This is a genomic window from Arthrobacter sp. KBS0702 (assembly GCF_005937985.2).
GTDB lineage: Bacteria > Actinomycetota > Actinomycetes > Actinomycetales > Micrococcaceae > Arthrobacter.
The window spans coordinates 664,880-683,470 of sequence record NZ_CP042172.1; the positions used below are offsets into that span (position 1 = coordinate 664,880).

Annotated in this window: 21 protein-coding genes; 18 read left to right on the forward strand and 3 right to left on the reverse strand. The window is 68.5% G+C overall.

Features of this window, described 5'->3' with window-relative positions:
• Positions 1-6: 6 nt before the first annotated feature.
• Together FFF93_RS03140 and FFF93_RS03145 are read left to right on the forward strand one after the other, a co-directional pair.
• Complete coding sequence (locus FFF93_RS03140) at positions 7-468, forward strand: flagellar hook assembly protein FlgD (protein WP_138770201.1); 462 nt, start codon at positions 7-9, stop codon at positions 466-468.
• 31 nt (positions 469-499) lie between these two features.
• Positions 500-1,690 carry a flagellar hook protein FlgE gene (locus FFF93_RS03145; RefSeq protein ID WP_138770200.1) on the forward strand — a complete coding sequence of 397 codons (1,191 nt, stop codon included), beginning with the start codon at positions 500-502 and terminating at the stop codon, positions 1,688-1,690.
• Between the two features lie 118 nt (positions 1,691-1,808).
• On the opposite strand, the gene FFF93_RS03150 is transcribed toward FFF93_RS03145, so the two are convergent.
• On the reverse strand, positions 1,809-2,969 hold the full coding sequence (locus FFF93_RS03150; RefSeq protein ID WP_138770199.1) for a cytochrome P450: 1,161 nt from the start codon (positions 2,967-2,969) through the stop codon (positions 1,809-1,811).
• 321 nt (positions 2,970-3,290) lie between these two features.
• Here FFF93_RS03150 and FFF93_RS03155 point away from each other — a divergent pair, with 321 nt between their 5' ends.
• The 13 genes from FFF93_RS03155 to FFF93_RS03215 all read left to right on the forward strand — a co-directional run bounded on the left by FFF93_RS03155 (position 3,291) and on the right by FFF93_RS03215 (position 14,031).
• Entirely contained in the window at positions 3,291-3,578 is a 288-nt protein-coding gene (locus FFF93_RS03155) for a flagellar FlbD family protein (protein ID WP_138770198.1), read from the forward strand.
• A 3-nt stretch (positions 3,579-3,581) separates the two neighbouring features.
• Positions 3,582-4,403, forward strand: coding sequence for a motility protein A (locus FFF93_RS03160; RefSeq protein WP_138770197.1), 822 nt, complete (start codon positions 3,582-3,584; stop codon positions 4,401-4,403).
• Entirely contained in the window at positions 4,400-5,227 is an 828-nt protein-coding gene (locus FFF93_RS03165; protein WP_138770196.1) for a flagellar motor protein MotB, read from the forward strand. Before FFF93_RS03160 ends, FFF93_RS03165 begins: the two co-directional genes overlap by 4 nt.
• A gap of 60 nt (positions 5,228-5,287) precedes the next feature.
• Entirely contained in the window at positions 5,288-6,184 is an 897-nt protein-coding gene (locus FFF93_RS03170) for a flagellar motor switch protein FliM (protein WP_261375269.1), read from the forward strand.
• Entirely contained in the window at positions 6,181-6,909 is a 729-nt protein-coding gene (gene fliN / locus FFF93_RS03175; protein ID WP_138770195.1) for a flagellar motor switch protein FliN, read from the forward strand. Before FFF93_RS03170 ends, fliN begins: the two co-directional genes overlap by 4 nt.
• Positions 6,910-7,500 (forward strand): flagellar biosynthetic protein FliO, encoded by a 591-nt coding sequence (fliO, locus tag FFF93_RS03180; protein ID WP_138770194.1) that lies wholly within the window; start codon positions 6,910-6,912, stop codon positions 7,498-7,500.
• 125 nt (positions 7,501-7,625) lie between these two features.
• A complete protein-coding gene (gene fliP, locus FFF93_RS03185; protein ID WP_138770578.1) occupies positions 7,626-8,420 on the forward strand; it encodes a flagellar type III secretion system pore protein FliP in 795 nt (264 codons plus the stop codon).
• Positions 8,417-8,692 carry a flagellar biosynthesis protein FliQ gene (fliQ, locus tag FFF93_RS03190; protein WP_138770193.1) on the forward strand — a complete coding sequence of 92 codons (276 nt, stop codon included), beginning with the start codon at positions 8,417-8,419 and terminating at the stop codon, positions 8,690-8,692. Before fliP ends, fliQ begins: the two co-directional genes overlap by 4 nt.
• Before the next feature lies 1 nt (position 8,693).
• On the forward strand, positions 8,694-9,452 hold the full coding sequence (locus tag FFF93_RS03195; protein ID WP_138770192.1) for a flagellar biosynthetic protein FliR: 759 nt from the start codon (positions 8,694-8,696) through the stop codon (positions 9,450-9,452).
• On the forward strand, positions 9,452-10,534 hold the full coding sequence (locus FFF93_RS03200; RefSeq protein WP_138770191.1) for a flagellar biosynthesis protein FlhB: 1,083 nt from the start codon (positions 9,452-9,454) through the stop codon (positions 10,532-10,534). The genes FFF93_RS03195 and FFF93_RS03200 overlap by 1 nt, the downstream gene beginning before the upstream one ends.
• Positions 10,535-10,595: 61 nt before the next feature.
• Positions 10,596-12,644, forward strand: a complete 2,049-nt coding sequence (locus tag FFF93_RS03205; RefSeq protein WP_138770190.1) for a flagellar biosynthesis protein FlhA — start codon at positions 10,596-10,598, stop codon at positions 12,642-12,644.
• Positions 12,622-13,761, forward strand: coding sequence for a hypothetical protein (locus FFF93_RS03210; protein WP_138770189.1), 1,140 nt, complete (start codon positions 12,622-12,624; stop codon positions 13,759-13,761). Before FFF93_RS03205 ends, FFF93_RS03210 begins: the two co-directional genes overlap by 23 nt.
• A 9-nt stretch (positions 13,762-13,770) precedes the next feature.
• A complete protein-coding gene (locus tag FFF93_RS03215) occupies positions 13,771-14,031 on the forward strand; it encodes a carbon storage regulator (RefSeq protein ID WP_138770188.1) in 261 nt (86 codons plus the stop codon).
• 6 nt (positions 14,032-14,037) lie between these two features.
• On the opposite strand, the gene FFF93_RS03220 is transcribed toward FFF93_RS03215, so the two are convergent.
• Positions 14,038-14,553 (reverse strand): flagellar protein FlgN, encoded by a 516-nt coding sequence (locus tag FFF93_RS03220; protein WP_138770187.1) that lies wholly within the window; start codon positions 14,551-14,553, stop codon positions 14,038-14,040.
• 225 nt (positions 14,554-14,778) lie between these two features.
• Between FFF93_RS03220 and FFF93_RS03225 the strand changes: the two genes are divergently transcribed.
• On the forward strand, positions 14,779-15,597 hold the full coding sequence (locus tag FFF93_RS03225) for a sigma-70 family RNA polymerase sigma factor (protein ID WP_138770186.1): 819 nt from the start codon (positions 14,779-14,781) through the stop codon (positions 15,595-15,597).
• A gap of 135 nt (positions 15,598-15,732) precedes the next feature.
• Positions 15,733-16,215: a Dps family protein gene (locus tag FFF93_RS03230; protein ID WP_138770185.1), complete on the forward strand. Its 483-nt coding sequence runs from the start codon at positions 15,733-15,735 to the stop codon at positions 16,213-16,215.
• A gap of 97 nt (positions 16,216-16,312) precedes the next feature.
• Here FFF93_RS03230 and FFF93_RS03235 read toward each other — a convergent pair whose 3' ends face one another.
• On the reverse strand, positions 16,313-17,890 hold the full coding sequence (locus tag FFF93_RS03235; protein WP_138770184.1) for an MFS transporter: 1,578 nt from the start codon (positions 17,888-17,890) through the stop codon (positions 16,313-16,315).
• A 68-nt stretch (positions 17,891-17,958) separates the two neighbouring features.
• On the opposite strand from FFF93_RS03235, the gene FFF93_RS03240 reads away from it, so the two are divergent.
• Entirely contained in the window at positions 17,959-18,498 is a 540-nt protein-coding gene (locus FFF93_RS03240) for a TetR/AcrR family transcriptional regulator (RefSeq protein WP_138770183.1), read from the forward strand.
• Positions 18,499-18,591 lie beyond the last annotated feature (93 nt).

An 18,591-nucleotide genomic window follows, 5' to 3' on the forward strand; every position in this document is an offset into this window, starting at 1 on the left:
CGACATATGACGATTCAACCGATCGCATCACAGCCGATCGCTCCCCAGCCGGTCACGCCGCAGCTTGTCGGGGGCACCGCCTCCGCGCCGGCGTCGGCCGTACGCTCGCCCGTTCAGAGCATGGACGCCAATGTGTTCATGACGCTGTTGGTGGCGCAGATGAAAAACCAGAACCCCAGCGCTCCGATGGACACCAACCAGATGATGAGCCAGACCATCCAGCTCTCCATGATGGAAAAGACCACCGAGATGACCACCAACAGCAAGGAGGCGTTCTCCCTCCAGATGCGGTCGGCCGCCGCGCAACTGGTGGGCCACAACGTCGACTACACGCTCAGCGACGGCACCACCGGCAGCGGACTCGCCTCTTCGGTGACTTTTGCCGGCGCAGTTCCGGCCGTCAAGGTCGGTACCCTTTCCATCCCGCTCGACTCGATTTCCGGCATTACGGCGCCCGCCGCCTCCTAATCAGTGCTTCACCCGTAGAAAGGCAGTTCCCATGCTCCGCTCGCTGTACTCCGGAATCTCCGGCCTCCGTGCCCACCAGACCATGCTGGATGTCACCGGCAACAACATTGCCAACGTCAACACCGCCGGCTTCAAGTCTTCGACCACCCAGTTCCAGGACACCCTCTCGCAGATGACCCAGGGGGCCTCCGCGCCGCAGGGCGAATCCGGCGGCAGCAACCCGGCGCAGATCGGCCTCGGCGTCCGGGTCGCCGGCGTCAGCACCAACTTCGCCCAGGGCTCCTCGCAGAGCACCGGCCGCGCCACCGACATGATGATCTCCGGCGACGGCTTCTTCGTCACCAGCAAAGGCGGACAGCAGCTGTTCACCCGCGCCGGGTCCATGACCTTCGACGCTAACAGCCAGCTGGTCAGCCCCGACGGCGGCATCCTCCAGGGCTGGACCGCCGACCAGACCGGCGTCGTGAACCAGGGCGGCGCCATCGGCAACATCACGCTCAACCCCAACACCATGATCGCCAACGCCACGAGCAAGGTCACGCTGGACGGAAACCTGCCCAGTGACGCCGCCGTCGGCAGCCCCGACCTGCAGCGCGTCGTCAAGGTGTACGACGCCACGGGCGCCGCGCGCGACGTAACCCTCACCTTCTCCAAGACCGCAACGGGATGGAGTGCGGCAGGGAGCGACGCCAACGGCGCTACGGCCAGTGTCACGCTCAACCAGAACCCCGACGGCACCCTGACGCCCAGCGGCCCCTTCCAGCTCGGTGCGGGTGCATCTGCCATCACGGTGGACCTGTCGAAGGTCTCCGGCTACGCCACGATGAACTCCCTCACGGTCGCCGGCCAGAACGGCGCGGCCGTCGGCAAGCTCGAATCCTTCACCCTCGGCAACGACGGCTCCCTGATCGGGTCCTTCAGCAACGGCACCAAGCAGGTGCTGGCCAAGATCGCGCTGGCGAAGTTCACCAACCCGGCCGGCCTGGAGAAAGCCGGCGGCTCGTCCTACGTCGCCACCGCCAACTCCGGCAACGTCCAGCTGGGCGCGGCCGGCGACCCGGGCATCGGCACCCTGGCCGGCGGCTCGCTGGAAATGTCCAACGTGGACCTCTCCCAGGAGTTCACTAACCTGATCGTCGCCCAGCGCGGTTTCCAGGCCAATGCCCGCATCATCACCACCTCCGACGAGGTCCTGCAGGAGCTGACCCAGCTCAAGCGCTAATCTCCGGCGCACCACCCCGGGTTGCCCTATCACGTATAGCTGCCAAAAGCAGGCCCAAGCAGCCATACGTGATAGGGCAACGGGTTGGGTGCGGGCAACGGCCGCGCGTCGGCGGTGCTCAGGCGGCCTGCCAGCGCACCGGAAGCTGTTTCACCCCGAAGACGATCGTGCTGTCCATCCGCTCCAGCCGCGCCCCAGGTTCCACTGCCAGCCCCGGCAACCGGGAGAGCACGGCCTGCAGCGCGATCTTTGCTTCGAGCCGGGCCAGCGGCGCCCCGAGGCAGAAGTGGATGCCCTGCCCAAAGGCGAGGTGGCGGTTCGGCGAGCGGACGACGTCGAACACGTCCGGATGCGGGAACTGGTGCTCATCGCGGTTTGCCGAGCCGATCCAGGCCACGATCGGCGAGCCCGCCGGGATCGGCCGGCCGTGCAGCTCGGTGTCTACGGCGGCGACCCGGTACATGGACTGGACGGGGGAGCGGTAGCGGAGCACCTCTTCGATCGCCTGGGGAAGCAGCTCCGGCTCGGCTGCCAGCCGCTCCGCCGTGCCCGGCGCTTCGGTGAAGCACAGCACGGCGTTGCCAATCAGGTTGGTGGTGGTTTCGTTGCCCGCGACGAGCAGGAGGGCGCAGAATCCCAGCAGCTCCATGACGCTGAGTTTCTGCCCGTCGATCTCCGCCATGAGGAGGCTGCTGATCAAGTCCTGGCCCGGCCGGTGCCGCCGTTCCTCGATCATCCCCAAAAAGTACTCGACCATGTCCTGGTTGCCGGGGGACCGGTCCTCGTCGCCGTCCGGGCGTTGGCTCACGATCACGTCGGACCAGAGCTTGAACCGGTCCCGGTCCGCGGCAGGGATGCCCATCAGCTCCGCGATCACGATCACCGGGAGCGGATACGCCAGCTGCTCGATCAGATCGGTGCTGCCGGCGGGAACCACTGGTTCCAGCAAGCCCTCCGTGAGCGCCGCGATGCGCGGGGCGAGCGCCTCCACGGCCCGCGGCGTGAACGCCTGAGTCACCAGCGAACGCAGCTGGCGGTGCCGCGGCGGATCCGTGTTGATCAGGCTCGCTGCGAAGAGCTGGCCCGTCTCGGAGGGACTGTCACCGCTGAACCGGGAAGAAAACGCGGCGTGGTCGGACAGGACACGCTGCACGTCCGCATAGCCGAAGGCGTGCCAGACCCCGCTCTCCGGATCCTGGAAAACCGGATCACTGCGGCGCATCGCTTCGTAGTGCGGAAACGGGTTCAGCGGCTGCTCAAGAGCCGGAAATGACACCATGGCTGGCCCTCCTCTTGGGGCGGGCGGCCGTGTTTGTGGCTCTATGCGGCGCCCGTGGACCAACGATCATCCAACCGTGTCGGGCCAGGGGTTTAACGGGGCGGGCCGCGCGGCCCCGTTGGCTTCCACCCTAGTCCCGTGCAGCCGCGGCCGCACCGGGAACGGCGAAATTCAGCTGATCCTGGCCTCCGGCCACGCGGCGGCGGGCGGCTCCCTGCCAGGTGCCTAACGAAAGCGCGCCGGCGGCCGACAGTAAGGGGAGAACACTCATCCCCGCCGCTTGGCCGCCCAGCCGAGCAGTCCCCAAAGCAGAATCGGCCCATGATCGTTGTCACACGCCTCAACGGAACGCGCTTCGCGGTCAATCCGGACCTGATCGAACGGATCCACGAGAGCCCGGACACCCACCTGGTCACGCTCGACGGCGCCGCGTACGTGGTGCTCGAAAGCCTCGCCGAGGTGGTCGAGCTGATCGCCGACTACCGCGCCTATGTGCTGAGCAAGGCGCGGGACTTTCCCGCGGTCACCGGGTACCCGTTGAGCCTGGTCCCGCCGGCCGGACCGGACGACGAGTCCGGCGCCCCTGCACCTGAACCACCTAGGAAGTAAGCCATGGATCCCGCAACAATCATTGGACTGCTCCTGGCCTTTGGGTCCGTCATCACGATGGTGCTCATTGAAGGCGGCAGCATCACCGCCCTGCTGCTGCCCGGGCCCCTGGTCCTGGTCTTCGGCGCAACCCTGGCCGTCGGGCTGGCCGGCAACACCCTCAAGGACGTGCTCCAGGCGTTCAAGTCCGTGCCGGGAATGTTCATGGGCAAAACATCGAAGCCGCAGGAAAGCATCGACCAGATGGTCCGCTTTGCTGAAAAGGCGCGCGCCGAGGGTCTGCTCTCCCTCGAGGAGGAGGCGACGAGCGTCAAGGACCCCTTCCTCGCCCGCGCCCTGCAAAACATCGCCGACGGCACCGACGCCGAGGACCTCCGGATGCAGATGGAGGACGAGATCGACACAAAGTCCCGCAGCGACCACGCCTCCTCAAAGTTCTTCGCCAGCCTCGGCGGCTACGCCCCGACCATCGGCATTGTCGGAACTGTCGTCTCCCTGACCCACGTCCTGGAAAACCTTTCGAAGCCGGACGAGCTGGGGCACATGATCGCCGCCGCGTTCGTCGCGACCCTGTGGGGCCTGCTCTCTGCCAACTTCATCTGGCTGCCGTTCAGTTCGCGCCTGGCCAGGCTCTCCGAGCTGGACATCGAACGCATGACGCTGGTGATGGAGGGCATGCTCGCCGTGCAGTCCGGCGCCCAGCCGCTGCTGCTGGCCGAACGGCTCCGCTCCATGGTCCCCGAACACCAGCTCAAGGGCGCCGACAAGGGCCGGAAGGCGCCCAGCGGGGTCGACTCTGCAGAGCCGATGGACGCGGCCGCGTGAGCGGCCGCCGCCGGCCGCGCAAGAAACCCGAGGCGCACCACGTCGATGAACGCTGGATGGCCTCCTACATGGACATGGTCACCGTGCTCATGTGCCTGTTCATCGTCCTGTACGCCATGTCCACCGTCGACGCGAACAAGTTCGAAAAGCTGCGCAACTCGCTTGCCACCGGCTTCGGCGCGGTGGCCTCGGAAACAGTGGACACGGCCTCCGGAACGGTGGTGCCCCCCGAATTCGTGGACAAGAACCTCGAAGCCTTCTCCGCCGTCCCCTCTCCAGGCCCCGCGGCGTCGCAGGCAGCCCTCGAGGAAGCTAAGAAAGAAGTAGACCGGCTGCGCGCCCTGGAAGCCAAAATGAAGGCCGGCCTCGCCGCTGCCGGGCTCACTGACAACGTCGAGTTCCAGATCGACCAGCGCGGCCTGACGGTCAAGCTGATCGGCTCCCAGGCCTTTTTCGCCGCGGACCGGCCCGAACTCACGGACCGGGCCTCCCAGGTGCTGCACATTATCTCGCCGATCCTCGGCCCGGCCGCCCTGGAAATTATGGTGGAGGGCCACGCGGCCAACGGCATCACGTCCTACCCGTCCACCTGGGAACTGTCCTCGGCCCGGGCGGTCAACGTGCTGCGCTACATGGTGGACCGCGGCGGGATCCCCCCGGGACGGATCGGGGCCGTTGCGTTCGGCTCCGCCCGGCAGGTCAACGACGATTCGACGCCGGAGCTGATGGAACGGAACCGGCGGGTGGACATTGTGGTGATTTCGGACAAGCCCGACGTCGTCCGCGCCCTCATTCCCGAGGCGATGAAGCTGACCCAGAAATAGGCCGGTATTGCCTCGGGCGGATGGCTTACGGCGGCTGATCCCTTGCCGATAGTGGCAACCGTGAGTGTTCTGGATGAGCGGGAAGTGGCACGGGAGCGGACCGTCAGCGTCTATGACTTCCGGCGTCCCGCGACGCTGGCGCGCGAGCACAGCCGCGTCCTGGAACTCGCCTTCGAAACCTTCGCCCGCCAGTGGGGAACCCAGCTGACCGCCAAGGTCCGGGTGAAATCCGTGGTGCGGCTCGAAGACGTCGGCATGCAGAGCTACGACGAGTACGCCGCTTCCCTGCCGGCCGTGACGGCGATGGTCCTGTGCACCGTCGAAGCACACGATTCCAAGCTCGTTGTGCAGTTCCCCGCCCCCTCGGCCCTGGGCTGGATCAACCGGATGCTGGGCGCCTCGAACGACACGGTGATGCCGGACCGGAAGTTCACCCAGATTGAACAGGCCCTGGTCAAGGGACTCATGGACGAGGCACTCGAGGACCTCGGCTACTCGCTCGGGCCGCTGCTGAGCGAAACCATCCGGGTGGACACCGTGCAGTACAACTCCCAGTTCGCCCAGGCCGCAGCACCGAGCGAACTCATGATTGTCGCCGCCTTCACCATCAACGTCGGCAACATCAGTGCCCCGGCCACCCTGGCGGTGCCGGCGGGGATCCTGCTGGGCCGGCTGAAGAAGGTCAATCCGACGGACGACCGCGGCAACGCGGCGGCCCGCGTCAGTGCGCAACTGGAGCGCGTCCCGGTGGAACTCTCGGTGCGGCTCTCGACGTCGTACGTCACCCCCAGCCAGGTCCTGGGCCTCGCGGTCGGGGACGTCCTGACCCTCCCGCACCTGGAAAACCGGCCCTTTGACCTCACCCTGGACGGCACGAGGCTGGCCACCGCCGCCCCGGCCCGCAACGGGTCCCGGGCCGCGGCCGTCATTGTCACAATCGAGGAGAACAACCAATGAGCATCACCCTGACCAAGCACGAATCGTCGGCGGAACGGCTCGTTGAGGAGCTGCCGAGCCCGGTGGCGCTGAAGGTTGTTGCCCTGGTCCCCGCCCGCGCCGCGGCCCCCTACACCCGGCAGGCCGTCACAGCGACCTTTGTCGGATCGGTGACCGCCGACCTGGCCCTCATGCTCAGCGACCGCACCTTCCTGGACGAAGCGGCCGGCGGCATGGCCGGCGGCCAGCTCGGCGTCGTCTCCGTCACCGACGTGCTCCGCCCGGCGATGGAAAGCGCCAGCTCCGTCTTCGGCGCCGGCGTGCTGTCCGACCTGCGCGAATCCGACGCCTCCGGATTGCTCTCGGACCCGGACACCGCCGTCTTCGAACTCTCCGACGGCACCAGCCCGGCGGCCTGGTTCGCCGTCCGGCTGCGCGAACACGGCACCGGCCAGGACCGCGCCGGCGACCTCTTCGGCGGCGGCGACACGGTGGCCGGCCGGCTGGGCCGCATCAACAACATCGAGATGGCCCTGACCGTGGAGATCGGCCGCACCCGCATGTCCGTCCGCGACGTGCTCTCGCTCGAACCCGGCAAGATCATTGAACTCGACCGCTCCGCGGGCGCCCCGGCCGACGTGCTCCTCAACGGGCGGCTGATCGCGCACGGCGAGGTCGTCGTCCTGGACCAGGACTACGCCGTGCGGATCACCCGGATCCTCGACGTGGCCGAGGGGCTCAGCTGAATGGACTCGCTGATCCTCGGGCTGCGGGTAGCCGTAGCCCTGGGCGCGGTGCTTGGCCTGATCTGGTTGCTGCAACGCCGTCTCGGCAAAGGCCCGGGACGACGCCGCGCTGACGCCGCGCTGAGCGTCGTCAGCCGCCAAAGCCTCGGCCAGCGAGCCTCCGTCGTGGTGGTCGACGCCGGCGGCCACCGTTTCCTGCTCGGCGTCACCGACCACGCCGTCAACGTCCTCCACACCGGCGACATCCCGGAAGAAGCCGTCGAAGATCTCGCCCCGGAGCCCCGCCGCGGCGGGGCAGCCGGCGCCTTCGCCCAGATCCTCGCGGGCGCCGCCGCCGCACCCCGGAACGACGCCGAGGCCCCGCTGCCGGCCGGGGGCCAGCCCACGATCGGCACGACGCCGGAGCTGCCGCTGTCCCGCCGCAGTTCAATCCACCGCGATTCCCATGCCCGGACCGGCCCGGGGCGGTCCGGGCTGCCCAGCGCCGCAGCGCACCCGCCGCTGCAGGGGTCACGTCTGGCCGGATCGATCCTCGCCGGTTCCACCTGGAAGCAGGCCGCTGCCGCTCTCAGGAGCGGACGCCGCAATTGATCTGCTCCATCAACACCCGTACCGCCCCCGCCCCTTCCACCGGCGCAACCGCGACGAGCGCAGTTTCGACCGGCGCAGTTTCGGCCGGCGCCGTTTCGGCCGGCGCCGCGGGCCGTGCCGGCCGAATCCTGGCCCTCGGGCTGGCCGCCTTGCTCCTCGCCGTCCTGGTGCTGTGGCTCAACGCGTCCGCCGGGCACGCCGCCCCCGTCCCGCCGGTTCCGCCCACCCCGCCGGCCAGCCCGGACACCGGCAGCGTCAACATTGAGATCAACGGCATGGACGGGAAGCCCTCAACAGCGGTCCTGACCCTGATCGGGATCACCCTGCTGTCCGTGGCGCCGGCGCTGCTGCTGATGATGACCTCGTTCACTAAGATCTTCGTGGTCCTCGCCATGACCCGCAACGCGCTCTCGCTGCCCTCCATCCCGCCCAACCAGGTACTCGCGGGACTGGCCCTGTTCCTGTCGATCTTCGTCATGTGGCCGGTCATCAACGAGATGAACACCATCGGCGTGCAGCCCTACCTCAACGGCACCCTCGACTTCAACGGCGCGCTCAGCGCCGGCTCGGGGCCGCTGCAGCACTTCATGCTGGCGCACACCCGCGAGGAAGACATCGCCCTGATGACCCGCGCCGCCGGCATGGAGAACCCGGCGACCCCGGAGTCGGTGCCGCTGCAGACACTGATCCCGGCGTTCATGATCTCCGAACTCCGCGCGGCCTTCATCATCGGCTTCGTCATCTTCATCCCGTTCCTCGTGATCGACCTTGTCGTCTCCGCGGCCCTGATGTCCATGGGCATGATGATGCTCCCGCCGGTCATGATCTCGCTGCCGTTCAAAATCCTGCTCTTCATCCTCGTGGACGGCTGGGGCCTGATCATCACCTCGCTGATCCAGAGTTATGCGGGCACGGGATGAACGCCAACGCCGTCCTGGACATCTGCCTCCAGGCCATGATCGTGGCTGCCAAACTCTCCGCCCCGGTGCTCGTGACGGCGCTGGTGGTGGGCCTGGCCATCTCCCTCCTGCAGTCCATCACCCAGCTCCAGGAAGCCACCCTCTCCTTCGTGCCCAAACTCGCCGCCGTAGCGGTGGCCCTGGTGATCTGCGGTCACTGGATGATCACGGAGATGGTCGCTTTCACCAACGACCTGTTCGCCAAGATTCCGTCCCTGCTCGGGGGCCTGTGAAGTGGGCATCCCGATCGACCAGACGTGGCTGGAAGTCCTCCTGCTGGCCACCGTCCGGATGACGGCTTTCCTGATTGTGGCGCCGCCTTTCGCGCACCAGGCGTTTCCCGGACGGATTAAGGCCATGCTGGGCGTGGGCCTGGGCCTGGCCGTGTCGCAGCGGCTTTCCGCCGGCTACGTCGCGCGCGACACGGCGGGATTCCTCACCGGGGTGGTCCTGGAACTCGTCACCGGCCTGGTCCTGGGCTTCCTGGTCATGCTGGTCTTCGCCGCGGTCCAGTCCGCTGGCTCCCTGGTGGACCTCTTCAGCGGCTTCCAGATGGCCCAGGCCTTCGACCCCCAGATGATGGTCAACGGCGCGCAGTTCACCCGGCTGCTGCAGATGGCCGCGCTGGCCCTGTTGTTTTCCTCGGACGGCTACCAGCTCGTCATCGGCGGCCTGACCGGCAGCTTCACCGCGCTGCCGCTGGCCGGCGGCCTTGACCTCGCCCAGCCGGTCCAGGCCATGACGTCCGCGGTGACCGGCATGTTCCTCGCCGCCGTCCAGATCGCCGGGCCGCTGCTCGTGGTGCTCTTCCTCGCCGACGTCGGACTGGGCCTGCTGACCCGCGTGGCCCCCGCGCTGAACGCCTTCTCGCTGGGCTTCCCGCTGAAGATCATGCTGACCCTCTCACTGGCCGGGTTCCTCTTCCTCGCGCTGCCCAGGATCGTCTCCACCCTCGCCGGGCAGGCTGCCAAGACCGTGCTGGGGGTGGGCTGATGTCGGATTCACAGGAAAAGACCGAACAGGCCACCGACAAACGCATGCGGGAGGTCCGCTCCAAGGGCCAGCTCTCCCGCTCCCAGGACCTCACCGCGTGGCTGGCGGTCGGTGCCGCCGCGGTCATGATTCCCTCCACCGTCGAGCGCGGGGCCAGCGCCGCCACGGACCAGGTTTTCAGCGTCAAGGGCGTGATGGCGCAGCCGGACCCGGCAAAGGCCCTCAAAGCCCTGGAAGTGGGGCTCGGCTCGCTGGCCGGGATCCTCGGCCCCATGATGATCGTGGTGCTCGTCGTCGTCCTGGTCGGCTCCGCGCTGCAGGGCGGCGTCCACCTGAAGAAGTTCCGCCTGGACTTCGATAACTTCAAGCTGCTGAGCGGGCTGAAGCGTATTTTCGGGACCCAGGCCCTCTGGGGCGGCGTCAAAGCCCTGCTCAAGGTCGGCGTTGTGGGCCTCGTGCTCTACTCCGTGGTGCAGGGCCTGATCCCGGTGCTGCTCACGGCGGGCGGCCTGCCGGTGGCCGGCGTCGTCGCGGCCGCAGGCGGCGGCATCTCCTCACTGGTCCAGTTCGCCGTCTTCGCCGGCATTGCGCTGGCCGCGGTGGACTTCTTTGTGGTGATGCGCCGGAACCGGAAGAAAACCCGGATGTCCAAGAAGGAAGTCCAGGACGAGAACAAGAGCAGCGAAGGCGACCCGCTGATCCGGTCCCAGCGCCGGGCCCGGCAGCTGGCCATGAGCCGGAACCGCATGATCGCTGCGATCGGCGACGCCGACGTCGTCCTCGTCAACCCCACGCACGTCGCCGTCGCGCTGAAATACGAGCCGGGAAAGTCCGCTCCGCGGGTGGTGGCCAAAGGCGCCGGCCACGTCGCGGCACGCATCCGGCAGGAGGCCGAGGAGAAAAACGTGCCGATGGTCCAGGACATCCCGCTCGCCCGGGCGCTGCACGGCGCCTGCGAGCTGGGGCAGGAGATCCCCGTGGATTTCTACCACGCCGTGGCCGGGGTGCTCGCCTTCGTTATGTCCCTCAAGGCCCGCGGCGCCGGCGCCGGGCTGCACCGCATGGCAGGGGCCGCGCTGTGAACATTGCCAGGCACATCGTTGAGCACACTTTTCGAACCAGCGTCTGTGAAAGGACCGCATCATGAACAACAGGCTCGCCCGGCTTGCGGTGCCCATCGGCATCGTAGGCATCGTGCTGCTGCTGGTGGTTCCCGTGCCCGCGCCGCTGCTGGATTTCCTGATCGTGTGCAACATCCTGCTCGCGCTGCTGGTGCTGCTGACCAGCATGTTCGTGAGGAAGCCGCTGGACTTCTCCGTGTTCCCGTCGCTGCTGCTGGTGGCCACGCTGTTCCGGCTGGGCCTGAACGTCGCCTCCACCCGCCTGGTGCTGGGCAACGGCTACGCCGGGCAGGTCATCGAGGCCTTCGGCAAGGTGACCGTGGGCGGCTCCATGATCATCGGCGCCGTCGTCTTCCTGATCCTGGTGGTGATCCAGTTCGTCGTGGTCACCAAGGGCGCCGAGCGCGTCGCGGAGGTGGGGGCGCGCTTCACCCTGGACGCCATGCCCGGCAAGCAGATGGCGATCGACGCCGACCTCAACGGCGGCCTGATCACGGACACCCAGGCCCGGGCGCGGCGCGCGGAGGTCTCGGCGGAAGCCGACTTCTACGGCGCCATGGACGGCGCCTCCAAGTTCGTCAAGGGCGATGCCATCGCCGGCATCATCATCATCATCATCAACTTCATCGGCGGCATCGCCATCGGCATGCTGCAGCGCGGCATGCAAATCGGCGACGCCCTCAACACCTACGGCCTGCTGACCATGGGCGACGGCCTCGTCACACAGATTCCGGCGCTGCTCATGGCGGTCTCCACCGGCATGATCGTGACCCGGTCCAACACCGAAGCGGACATGGGCCGGACGGCCTCCACCCAGCTGCTGCAGTCACCGAATGCCCTGCTGATCGCCGGCGTGGCCGCCATCGCCATGGCGCTCATCCCCGGCATGCCACCCATCCCGTTCATCCTCGTCGGCGCCGGGCTGATCCTGGCCTCCCGCCGCACCGCCGCCAGCCAGAAGGAGGCGGAGCGGGCCCGCGACGCCGAGGCTGCGGCCTTGAACTCCCCGGAGCTGGACCCGAACGAGAAGCTGCTCGAGGACATGCGCATCCACCCCGTGGAGATCCTGCTGGCTCCGGACCTGGTGGACATGGTCTCCGGCGCCTCTGATGACCTGTTGGCCCGGGTCCGGTCGCTCCGGCACAAGATCGCCATGGAACTGGGCCTGGTCATCCCGCCGGTCCGCACCAGGGACAGCGTGGACCTGCCGCCGGCCACCTACGCCATCCGGATCGCGGGCGTGGAAGCCGGCCGCGGCACCGCCCCGGCCGGCCAGATGCTGGCCCTCGGCGATTCGCTGGACTCGCTGCCCGGCGTCGCGATGATCGAACCGGTCTTCGGCCTCGCCGGGAAGTGGATTCCGGCCGAGATGCGGCACAACGCCGAAATGACCGGGGCCACCGTGATCGACCGCGTCTCGGTGCTTGTCACCCACCTGTCCTCCATCGTCACGGCCAACGCCGCCCGGCTGCTCTCCCGCGAAGATGTCCGGGTGCTGACCGAGGGCGTCCGCAAGCAGAGCCCCTCGGCCGTCGACGAACTCACCCCGGCACTGCTCTCGCTCGCCGAGCTGCAGCGCGTGCTCCAGGGCCTGCTCGACGAACAGGTCCCCATCAACGACCTGGCCCGCATCTACGAGGCGCTCACCCTCCGGGCCAAGATCTCCACGGACCCCGAATCGCTGGTGGAGGCCGCCCGCCAGTCCCTGGGACCGGCGCTGACTGCCAAGTTCATGGAGGGCCCCGTGCTCAACGTGATCATGATCGATCCGCTGCTGGAACAGTCCATGCTCGAGGATATGCGCCCGGCCGAGGGCGGCAGCCAGATTGTGATGGGGCAGGACAGGCTCGACGCCGTACTCCGCTCGGTGCGCAACGCGGTTGACTCCGCGGCCGCCGCCAACCGGCAGGCCGTCCTGGTCTGCGCCCCCGCGTTGCGCCCGGCCATCCACCGGCTCGTCGGAGCGCAGCCGGGTTCCCTGCCGGTGCTGTCCTACCGCGAAGTCACCTCCGCCAATGTCCGGATCGAAACCGTAGGAGTCGTGCGCCATGCCGAACCGCTATCGGCTTAAGGGAGCCTCGCTGGAGGAAATCCGCAGCAAGGCGGAAGCCCAGTACGGCCCCGCGGCCCGCATCGTGTCCGCGGAACGTGTCATCAGCCCCGGCATCGCCGGGCTCTTCGCCGCCAACCGCTATGAAGCCATCATCGAGGTCCAGCCCCGGCACGACGTCGTGACCGGTGAAGTCGTCCCGGACGCCGACATCCTGTCCGAAGGCGAGATCGTCGACATGCCCGGCGACACGCCGCGGCCCACCGGCGGCGACACGCCCCGGGCCACCCCCCGGCCCACGAGGCCGGGCGTCCAGCGGCTCGGCGCCGCTCCCGGCCACGAGCTGCAAGGCGATGCGATCGCTGCCCTGCTGGCCGAGGCCGACGCCGCCGAACTGACCCTGCACCGGACGGCCGCCCACGGCGTCTCCACCGAGTCGCCGGGCTTCGCCGAACTGCTGGACCAGCTCGGTTCCGGGCTCCGGCCGCAGGCAGCCGAGCCCGCACAGCCCGCACCCGTGGTTTCGGCGCGCCCGGGGGACGGAGACGGGGAGCGCCCCGCGACATCCGCCGGCCAGGCGGCACCCCCGCCGTCGTCGCGGGCCGCCGCGCCGGCCCGCGAGACTGTCCCCGTCCCGCTGGGCGGCACCGGCGACCTGGTGGTGCTGGTGGGCCTCGACGACGACGCACTCGACACCGCCCTGGCCATGTCCATCGCCGCCGGCGGTGCGGACGTCCGCACCGCGGGGGAGCTAAGCGCCTACGGCCACCTGCACCTGGACGGACGCCAGAGCGCGACGGCGGCCCGCGCCCACGCCGTGGAAACCGAGCAGACGGTGCTGGCGGCCTTCGGGCTGGGCAAGGCACGCAACACCCTGGCCCGGCTCCAGACGATCGCGGCGCTGTCGCCGGACCAGCTCTGGGTCGTCGTGGACGCCGGCCGCAAGCACGAGGATTCGGCCCGTTGGGTGGGCCTGCTGAGGGCGCGGCTCGACGTGGCCGCGGTGGCCGTGGTGGGCGCCGCGGACACCGCCACCCCCGAAAGCGTTGACGCCCTCGGGCTGCCCGTGGGCTGGATCGATGGCCGGCCGGCGACCCGGCCGCTGCCGTGGGACGCAGCGCCGGGCCGCGAAGGGTAGATTGAGAGAATGCTGGTACTTACACGCAAGCCGGGCGAACAGATCATGATCGGCGACGGCATCGTCATCACTGTTCTGGAAGGCCGCGGAGACGGCGTCCGGATCGGCATCGAGGCGCCCCGCGGCGTCCCGATCCAGCGGCGGGAAGTCATCGAGGCCATCGCGGCGGCGAACCTGGCAGCCGCTGAAGCGGGCGCGGAAGCCGGCGCGGGAACCGAAGACGCCCTGCGCGGCTTGCTTCCCCCGGCGGCCGCCCGACCCGTTGACTGACGGCGGTTAGTGGGAGTTCGCGTCGTCGCCGAGGTACTGGGCCATCAGCGGCTGGCTGGCGCGGCGCGTAATGGCCAAGGCCCGTTCAATGTTTCCCGCCGTCGTCAGTTGCTCCAGCATCCCGGCCGGATCGCCGGAACCGGCGGGCAGCTGCAGGCCCTGAAGCATCTCCTCGCTGGCGCGGGCCGTGTCGCCGAGCCGGGCCAACAACTGGCGCAGACCGTCCAGATGCTCCTGCAGGACCGTCGGCCAGGAACCCGGCGGGGCGGCCGCAATCAGTTCAACCAGCGTCGCCTGCGCCGGCAGGCCCCACTCGGCCGCCACGGCCGCCGACTCGACATTCCTGGCCAGGGCTTCGAATCGCAGACGGTCCAGTACCGACTCCACCTCGGACGCGGTAAAGGTCAGCCAGTGGGTGTTGCCGGCAGCCACGTGCAGGCGCTGGGTTTCCAGCCTGAACAGGAGTAGTTCCAACTGCCGCCGCTCCTGCCACAGCGCCGCCGAAAGATCCCCTGCACCCATGGGCCCCATTCCCTTGCCATCCCGGCCAAATTACGGCATTCCGCATTTTCCGCCAAGCTTTTCCCTGAGGCTACACGCAGATTCCAGATCAGGTGATAGGTTTCGTTCTGGGTGCTGCGCCCGAGCTTCGAACACCGCCTCCCATGGGGGGAGCGCGGGACCGTTTGCGGGTGCGGCTCTCAGGGTTTTAAAGCTCCTGATCCGGTCTCATGGGGGGACACACTATTGAATCGCGTGGAACGCAACGAGATGGTCACCCAGCACCTTCCGCTGGTGGGTTATCTCGTCTCAGATTTGTGCTCGAAGGCGTCCCACCTCTCGCGCGATGATTTGGCGTCGGCTGGCGCCGTTGCCTTGATTACGTCGGCAGACTCCTTCGACCCGGACCTTGGCGTGCCCTTCGGCGCCTTCGCACGGCGTCGCATCCTTGGCGCCTTCGCGGACGAGATGCGGGCCAGCGACTGGGCCACCCGCTCCGCGCGCCGCCGGATCAAAGAGACCATGTCCGTCCAGGAGACCCTCGCCGCCGCCCTCGGCCGCACGCCTTCGGTGGATGAGATTGCCTCCGCGCTGGGCGTCCAGCAAAGCGTGGTGGAAGCGGCGCTGGCAGATGCGTCCCGCACGCTCACGCCGCTCGACGACGCCGTTGTGGACACGCTGGCGGCGGAAACCCTGTCGCCGGAGCACTCGGTGCTTGCTGACGAACGTCTCCAGTACCTCCGGGCCGCCGTGAAGTCCCTGCCCGAGCGGATGCGCTACGTGGTCGAGGAGATCTACTTCGGCGACCGCACCGTCAAGGACCTGGCAGCTGAACTGGGTTCCACGCACGCGGCCGTGTCGCAGCAGCGCGCCGAAGCGATCCGGCTGATGCGCGACGGCCTCACCGCCCACTACGCAGACGACCCGGACCAGGGCTTCGAACCGCAGTCGCGGATCACGCCGCGCCGCCGGAACGATTACCTTGCCCAGTTGTCCGAAGCGACCGCCGGAGGGATCACCCGGGCCATCTTCCCGCAGGGGCCGATGCTGAACCAGGCCGTCTAAGGCCGATCCGGTCCGTTACTAAGCTCACTTAGTAAGCTGACCGTGAAATTCAGCCGCGGCCATCGCGGGTGCGTTCTCACTGGGGTAGCGTCTGAGGCATAACGACGTACCAGCCGTTCCAATCAAGGAGGATGCATGAAAGCAACACCCACCCTGACAAGCAACCTGCAGGCCGTTCTCGTGGACCTGATTGAACTCCACGTTCAGGGCAAGCAGGCACACTGGAACATCGTGGGCACGAACTTCCGCGACCTCCACCTCCAGCTGGATGAGATTATCGAAGCTGCCCGCGGTTTCGCTGACGACCTCGCCGAGCGGATGCGCGCCCTCCACGCGCTGCCTGACGGCCGCAGCTCGACGGTTTCCAAGTCCACCGCGCTGGCGGAATTCCCTGCCGGCTTGATCAACACCAAGGACGCGATCGACAAGATCGTCGCCGCGCTTGAGGCCGCCGTCGGCACCATGCGCAAGGTGCACGACGAGGTGGATGAGGAAGACCCCACCACTGCCGACCTGCTGCATGAATTCATTGCCAAGTTCGAGCAGTTCGCCTGGATGGTGAACGCCGAAACCATGCGTGCGTCCGCCAGCGTCACCACGCCGGACACCAAGAAGTAGCAGGCCAGCGCCTTCCAAGCGTCCGGCGCCGGGTTCCCACCCGGCGTCGGACGTTCGCTTTTAAGCGACCGGGCAAGGCGCCGGCTGGCGCTGACGGTCAGTGCGCCGTCGGCACTTTACGCAGGACGACGGCGGCCAGGACGGCAGCGCCGGCCATCAGCACCAGTGCGATGGCGGCCGTGATGTGGACGCCGGAATCGAAGGCGCTCCTGGCGGCAGCCGTCACGGCCTCCGCCAGCGGTGCCGGGAGGGTCCGGGCCAGCTCGGCCGCGCCGGCAAGGGTTTCGCCCGCCTTGTGGACCGCCCCGGGGCCGGCCTGGGCGACGCCGGCGGGAAGCTGCAGGTTGCGCTGGTACGATGCCGTGAGAATGGAACCGAGGATGGCTGTGCCGAGCAGGGAACCGACCTCGTAGCCGGTTTCCGAAATGGCCGCCGCGGCGCCCGATTTCGCTGCCGGGACCGACCCCAGGATGAGGTCGTTGGAGATAGTTTCGGCCGCGCCGACGCCCAGGCAGAGCACCAGCAGGGCTGCCAGCAACAGCCCTGGGCCGGCACCGTGGTCGCCCAGGGCCACCAAGGCATATCCCGTAGCGCTCAGCAGTAGTCCGCCCGCGACCACAATGCCCGGGCGGATCTTGCGCACCAGCGGGACCACGAGCAGGCCCGCGACGACCGTGGCGGCCAGGGCCGGGACCATCGCCAGGCCGGACTCCGACGGCGACTGGCCCTCCAGCAGCTGCAGGTGCTGGGCGAGGAAGAGGATGAAACCGTTGTAGGAAAACAGGGCCAGGACGTTGGCTGTGATGGCGGGGCTGAAAACAGGATTGCCAAAGAGGCTGAGGTCCAGCAGGGGAGCGGCCGACGCCGATGCCGCCAGCCGGCGCTGGCGGCGGACGAAGGCGTAGCCCATCAGCAGGCCGACGCCGAGGGCAGCCAGCGGTTCCGGCGCCGGGCCGTGGGTCGCCAGGATCTTAATGGCGTAGACCGCCGGGACCATGGCCAGCAGGGACAGCGCGATACTGGGCGCGTCCACGGGGCCTGGGTTTGGGTCGCGCGATTCCGGAATCAGGGCGGGGCCCAGGACCAGCAGCGGCAGGATGATGGGCACCGCGACGAGCAGGACAGCACCCCACCAGAGGTGTTCCACCAGCCAGCCGCCCAGGATCGGTCCCAGCGCGGCGCCACCGGAGAAGCCGGCAGCCCAGATCGCCACCGCGAGCCGGCGCCGGTTGGGTTCCGGGAAGATGTTCCTGATCAGCGACAGCGTGGATGGCATCAGCATGGCGCCGAAGAAGCCGAGCCCGGCCCGGCCGGCGATCAGCCACGCCGCACCGGGGGCGAAGGCCGTCACCGCGGAGACTGCTGCGAAGCCAGCACTGCCGACAAACAGCAGCCGGCGCCGGCCGATCCTGTCGCCCAGGCTGCCCATCCCCACGAGCAGGCCGGCCAGGACCAGCGGGTACGCATCGACAATCCAGAGCAGTTCCACGCCGGTGGCATCCAGGCTGCGGGCAATCGCCGGCAGCGCGAAGGTCAGGGCCGTGTTGTCCACGGCCACCAGCAGCACCGGGAACATCAGCAGGGACAACGCCAGCCAGTCGTGCCAGGGTGCGCGTGGCGCCGGCGTGGAGGCCGCCGCCGGGCGGGCGTGTGCGGACAGGGGTGCGGTGTTCATGGAGCTTAACTATACCGTCTGGCCGGTATAGTTAAGAAATGCACTTCCTGACAGGCATGATGTAACCCATGGCCAGAAAACCCGTCGCCCGCGAAGCCGTCCTCGACGCCTTCGAATCCCTGCTCATCGCCGAGGGGGAACGCGCCGCGACGCTGGATGCGGTGGCCCGGCTGGCAGGCGTCTCCAAGGGCGGCCTGCTGTACCACTTCCCGAACAAGGAGGCCATGGTCTCGGTGCTGCTGGAGCGCCTGGACCGGCTCCTCGCGGCGGACCTCGACGCCATGGCGGCCGCTCCCGAAGGCGCCGCGGCCTACTTCATCAAGTCCTCGGTGTGGGCCGACACACCGCTGGACCGGGTGTTCGTGGCCGCCACCCGGCTGGCCGAAGTCGCGCACGCCGAGACCCTGCGCCGGATGGCCGGCGTCCAGGCCAGCTGGCTGGCGCTGCTGGCGGCCGACGTCGGCCCCGCGATGGCGAAGGCCGTGCTGTACATGGGGGACGGGCTGTACTTCAACGCCATGCTGGCGCGGAGCCCCGGTGAGGCGCCACTGACGGAAGCCAGCGACGTCGAGAGGCTGCTGGCCGCCGTCGAGCGGCTGCGCGCCTGAGCGAGCGTCCCAACTGGGGTCTGCGGCGGCGCCCGGAGCGTAACCTGAACCGCGCCGGGTGCCGGAGTTTGCGGACGCGTCTCCGGCATAGGA

Excerpts from the sequence above, each read along its gene's own strand:
- FFF93_RS03140 (WP_138770201.1), top strand. The coding sequence starts at position 7 with ATGACGATTCAACCGATCGCATCACAGCCGATCGCTCCCCAGCCGGTC.
- FFF93_RS03145 (WP_138770200.1), top strand. The coding sequence starts at position 500 with ATGCTCCGCTCGCTGTACTCCGGAATCTCCGGCCTCCGTGCCCACCAG.
- FFF93_RS03150 (WP_138770199.1), bottom strand. The coding sequence starts at position 2,969 with ATGGTGTCATTTCCGGCTCTTGAGCAGCCGCTGAACCCGTTTCCGCAC.
- FFF93_RS03155 (WP_138770198.1), top strand. The coding sequence starts at position 3,291 with ATGATCGTTGTCACACGCCTCAACGGAACGCGCTTCGCGGTCAATCCG.
- FFF93_RS03160 (WP_138770197.1), top strand. The coding sequence starts at position 3,582 with ATGGATCCCGCAACAATCATTGGACTGCTCCTGGCCTTTGGGTCCGTC.
- fliN (WP_138770195.1), top strand. The coding sequence starts at position 6,181 with ATGAGCATCACCCTGACCAAGCACGAATCGTCGGCGGAACGGCTCGTT.
- fliO (WP_138770194.1), top strand. The coding sequence starts at position 6,910 with ATGGACTCGCTGATCCTCGGGCTGCGGGTAGCCGTAGCCCTGGGCGCG.
- fliQ (WP_138770193.1), top strand. The coding sequence starts at position 8,417 with ATGAACGCCAACGCCGTCCTGGACATCTGCCTCCAGGCCATGATCGTG.
- FFF93_RS03200 (WP_138770191.1), top strand. The coding sequence starts at position 9,452 with ATGTCGGATTCACAGGAAAAGACCGAACAGGCCACCGACAAACGCATG.
- FFF93_RS03205 (WP_138770190.1), top strand. The coding sequence starts at position 10,596 with ATGAACAACAGGCTCGCCCGGCTTGCGGTGCCCATCGGCATCGTAGGC.
- FFF93_RS03210 (WP_138770189.1), top strand. The coding sequence starts at position 12,622 with ATGCCGAACCGCTATCGGCTTAAGGGAGCCTCGCTGGAGGAAATCCGC.
- FFF93_RS03215 (WP_138770188.1), top strand. The coding sequence starts at position 13,771 with ATGCTGGTACTTACACGCAAGCCGGGCGAACAGATCATGATCGGCGAC.
- FFF93_RS03220 (WP_138770187.1), bottom strand. The coding sequence starts at position 14,553 with ATGGGTGCAGGGGATCTTTCGGCGGCGCTGTGGCAGGAGCGGCGGCAG.
- FFF93_RS03230 (WP_138770185.1), top strand. The coding sequence starts at position 15,733 with ATGAAAGCAACACCCACCCTGACAAGCAACCTGCAGGCCGTTCTCGTG.
- FFF93_RS03235 (WP_138770184.1), bottom strand. The coding sequence starts at position 17,890 with ATGAACACCGCACCCCTGTCCGCACACGCCCGCCCGGCGGCGGCCTCC.
- FFF93_RS03240 (WP_138770183.1), top strand. The coding sequence starts at position 17,959 with ATGGCCAGAAAACCCGTCGCCCGCGAAGCCGTCCTCGACGCCTTCGAA.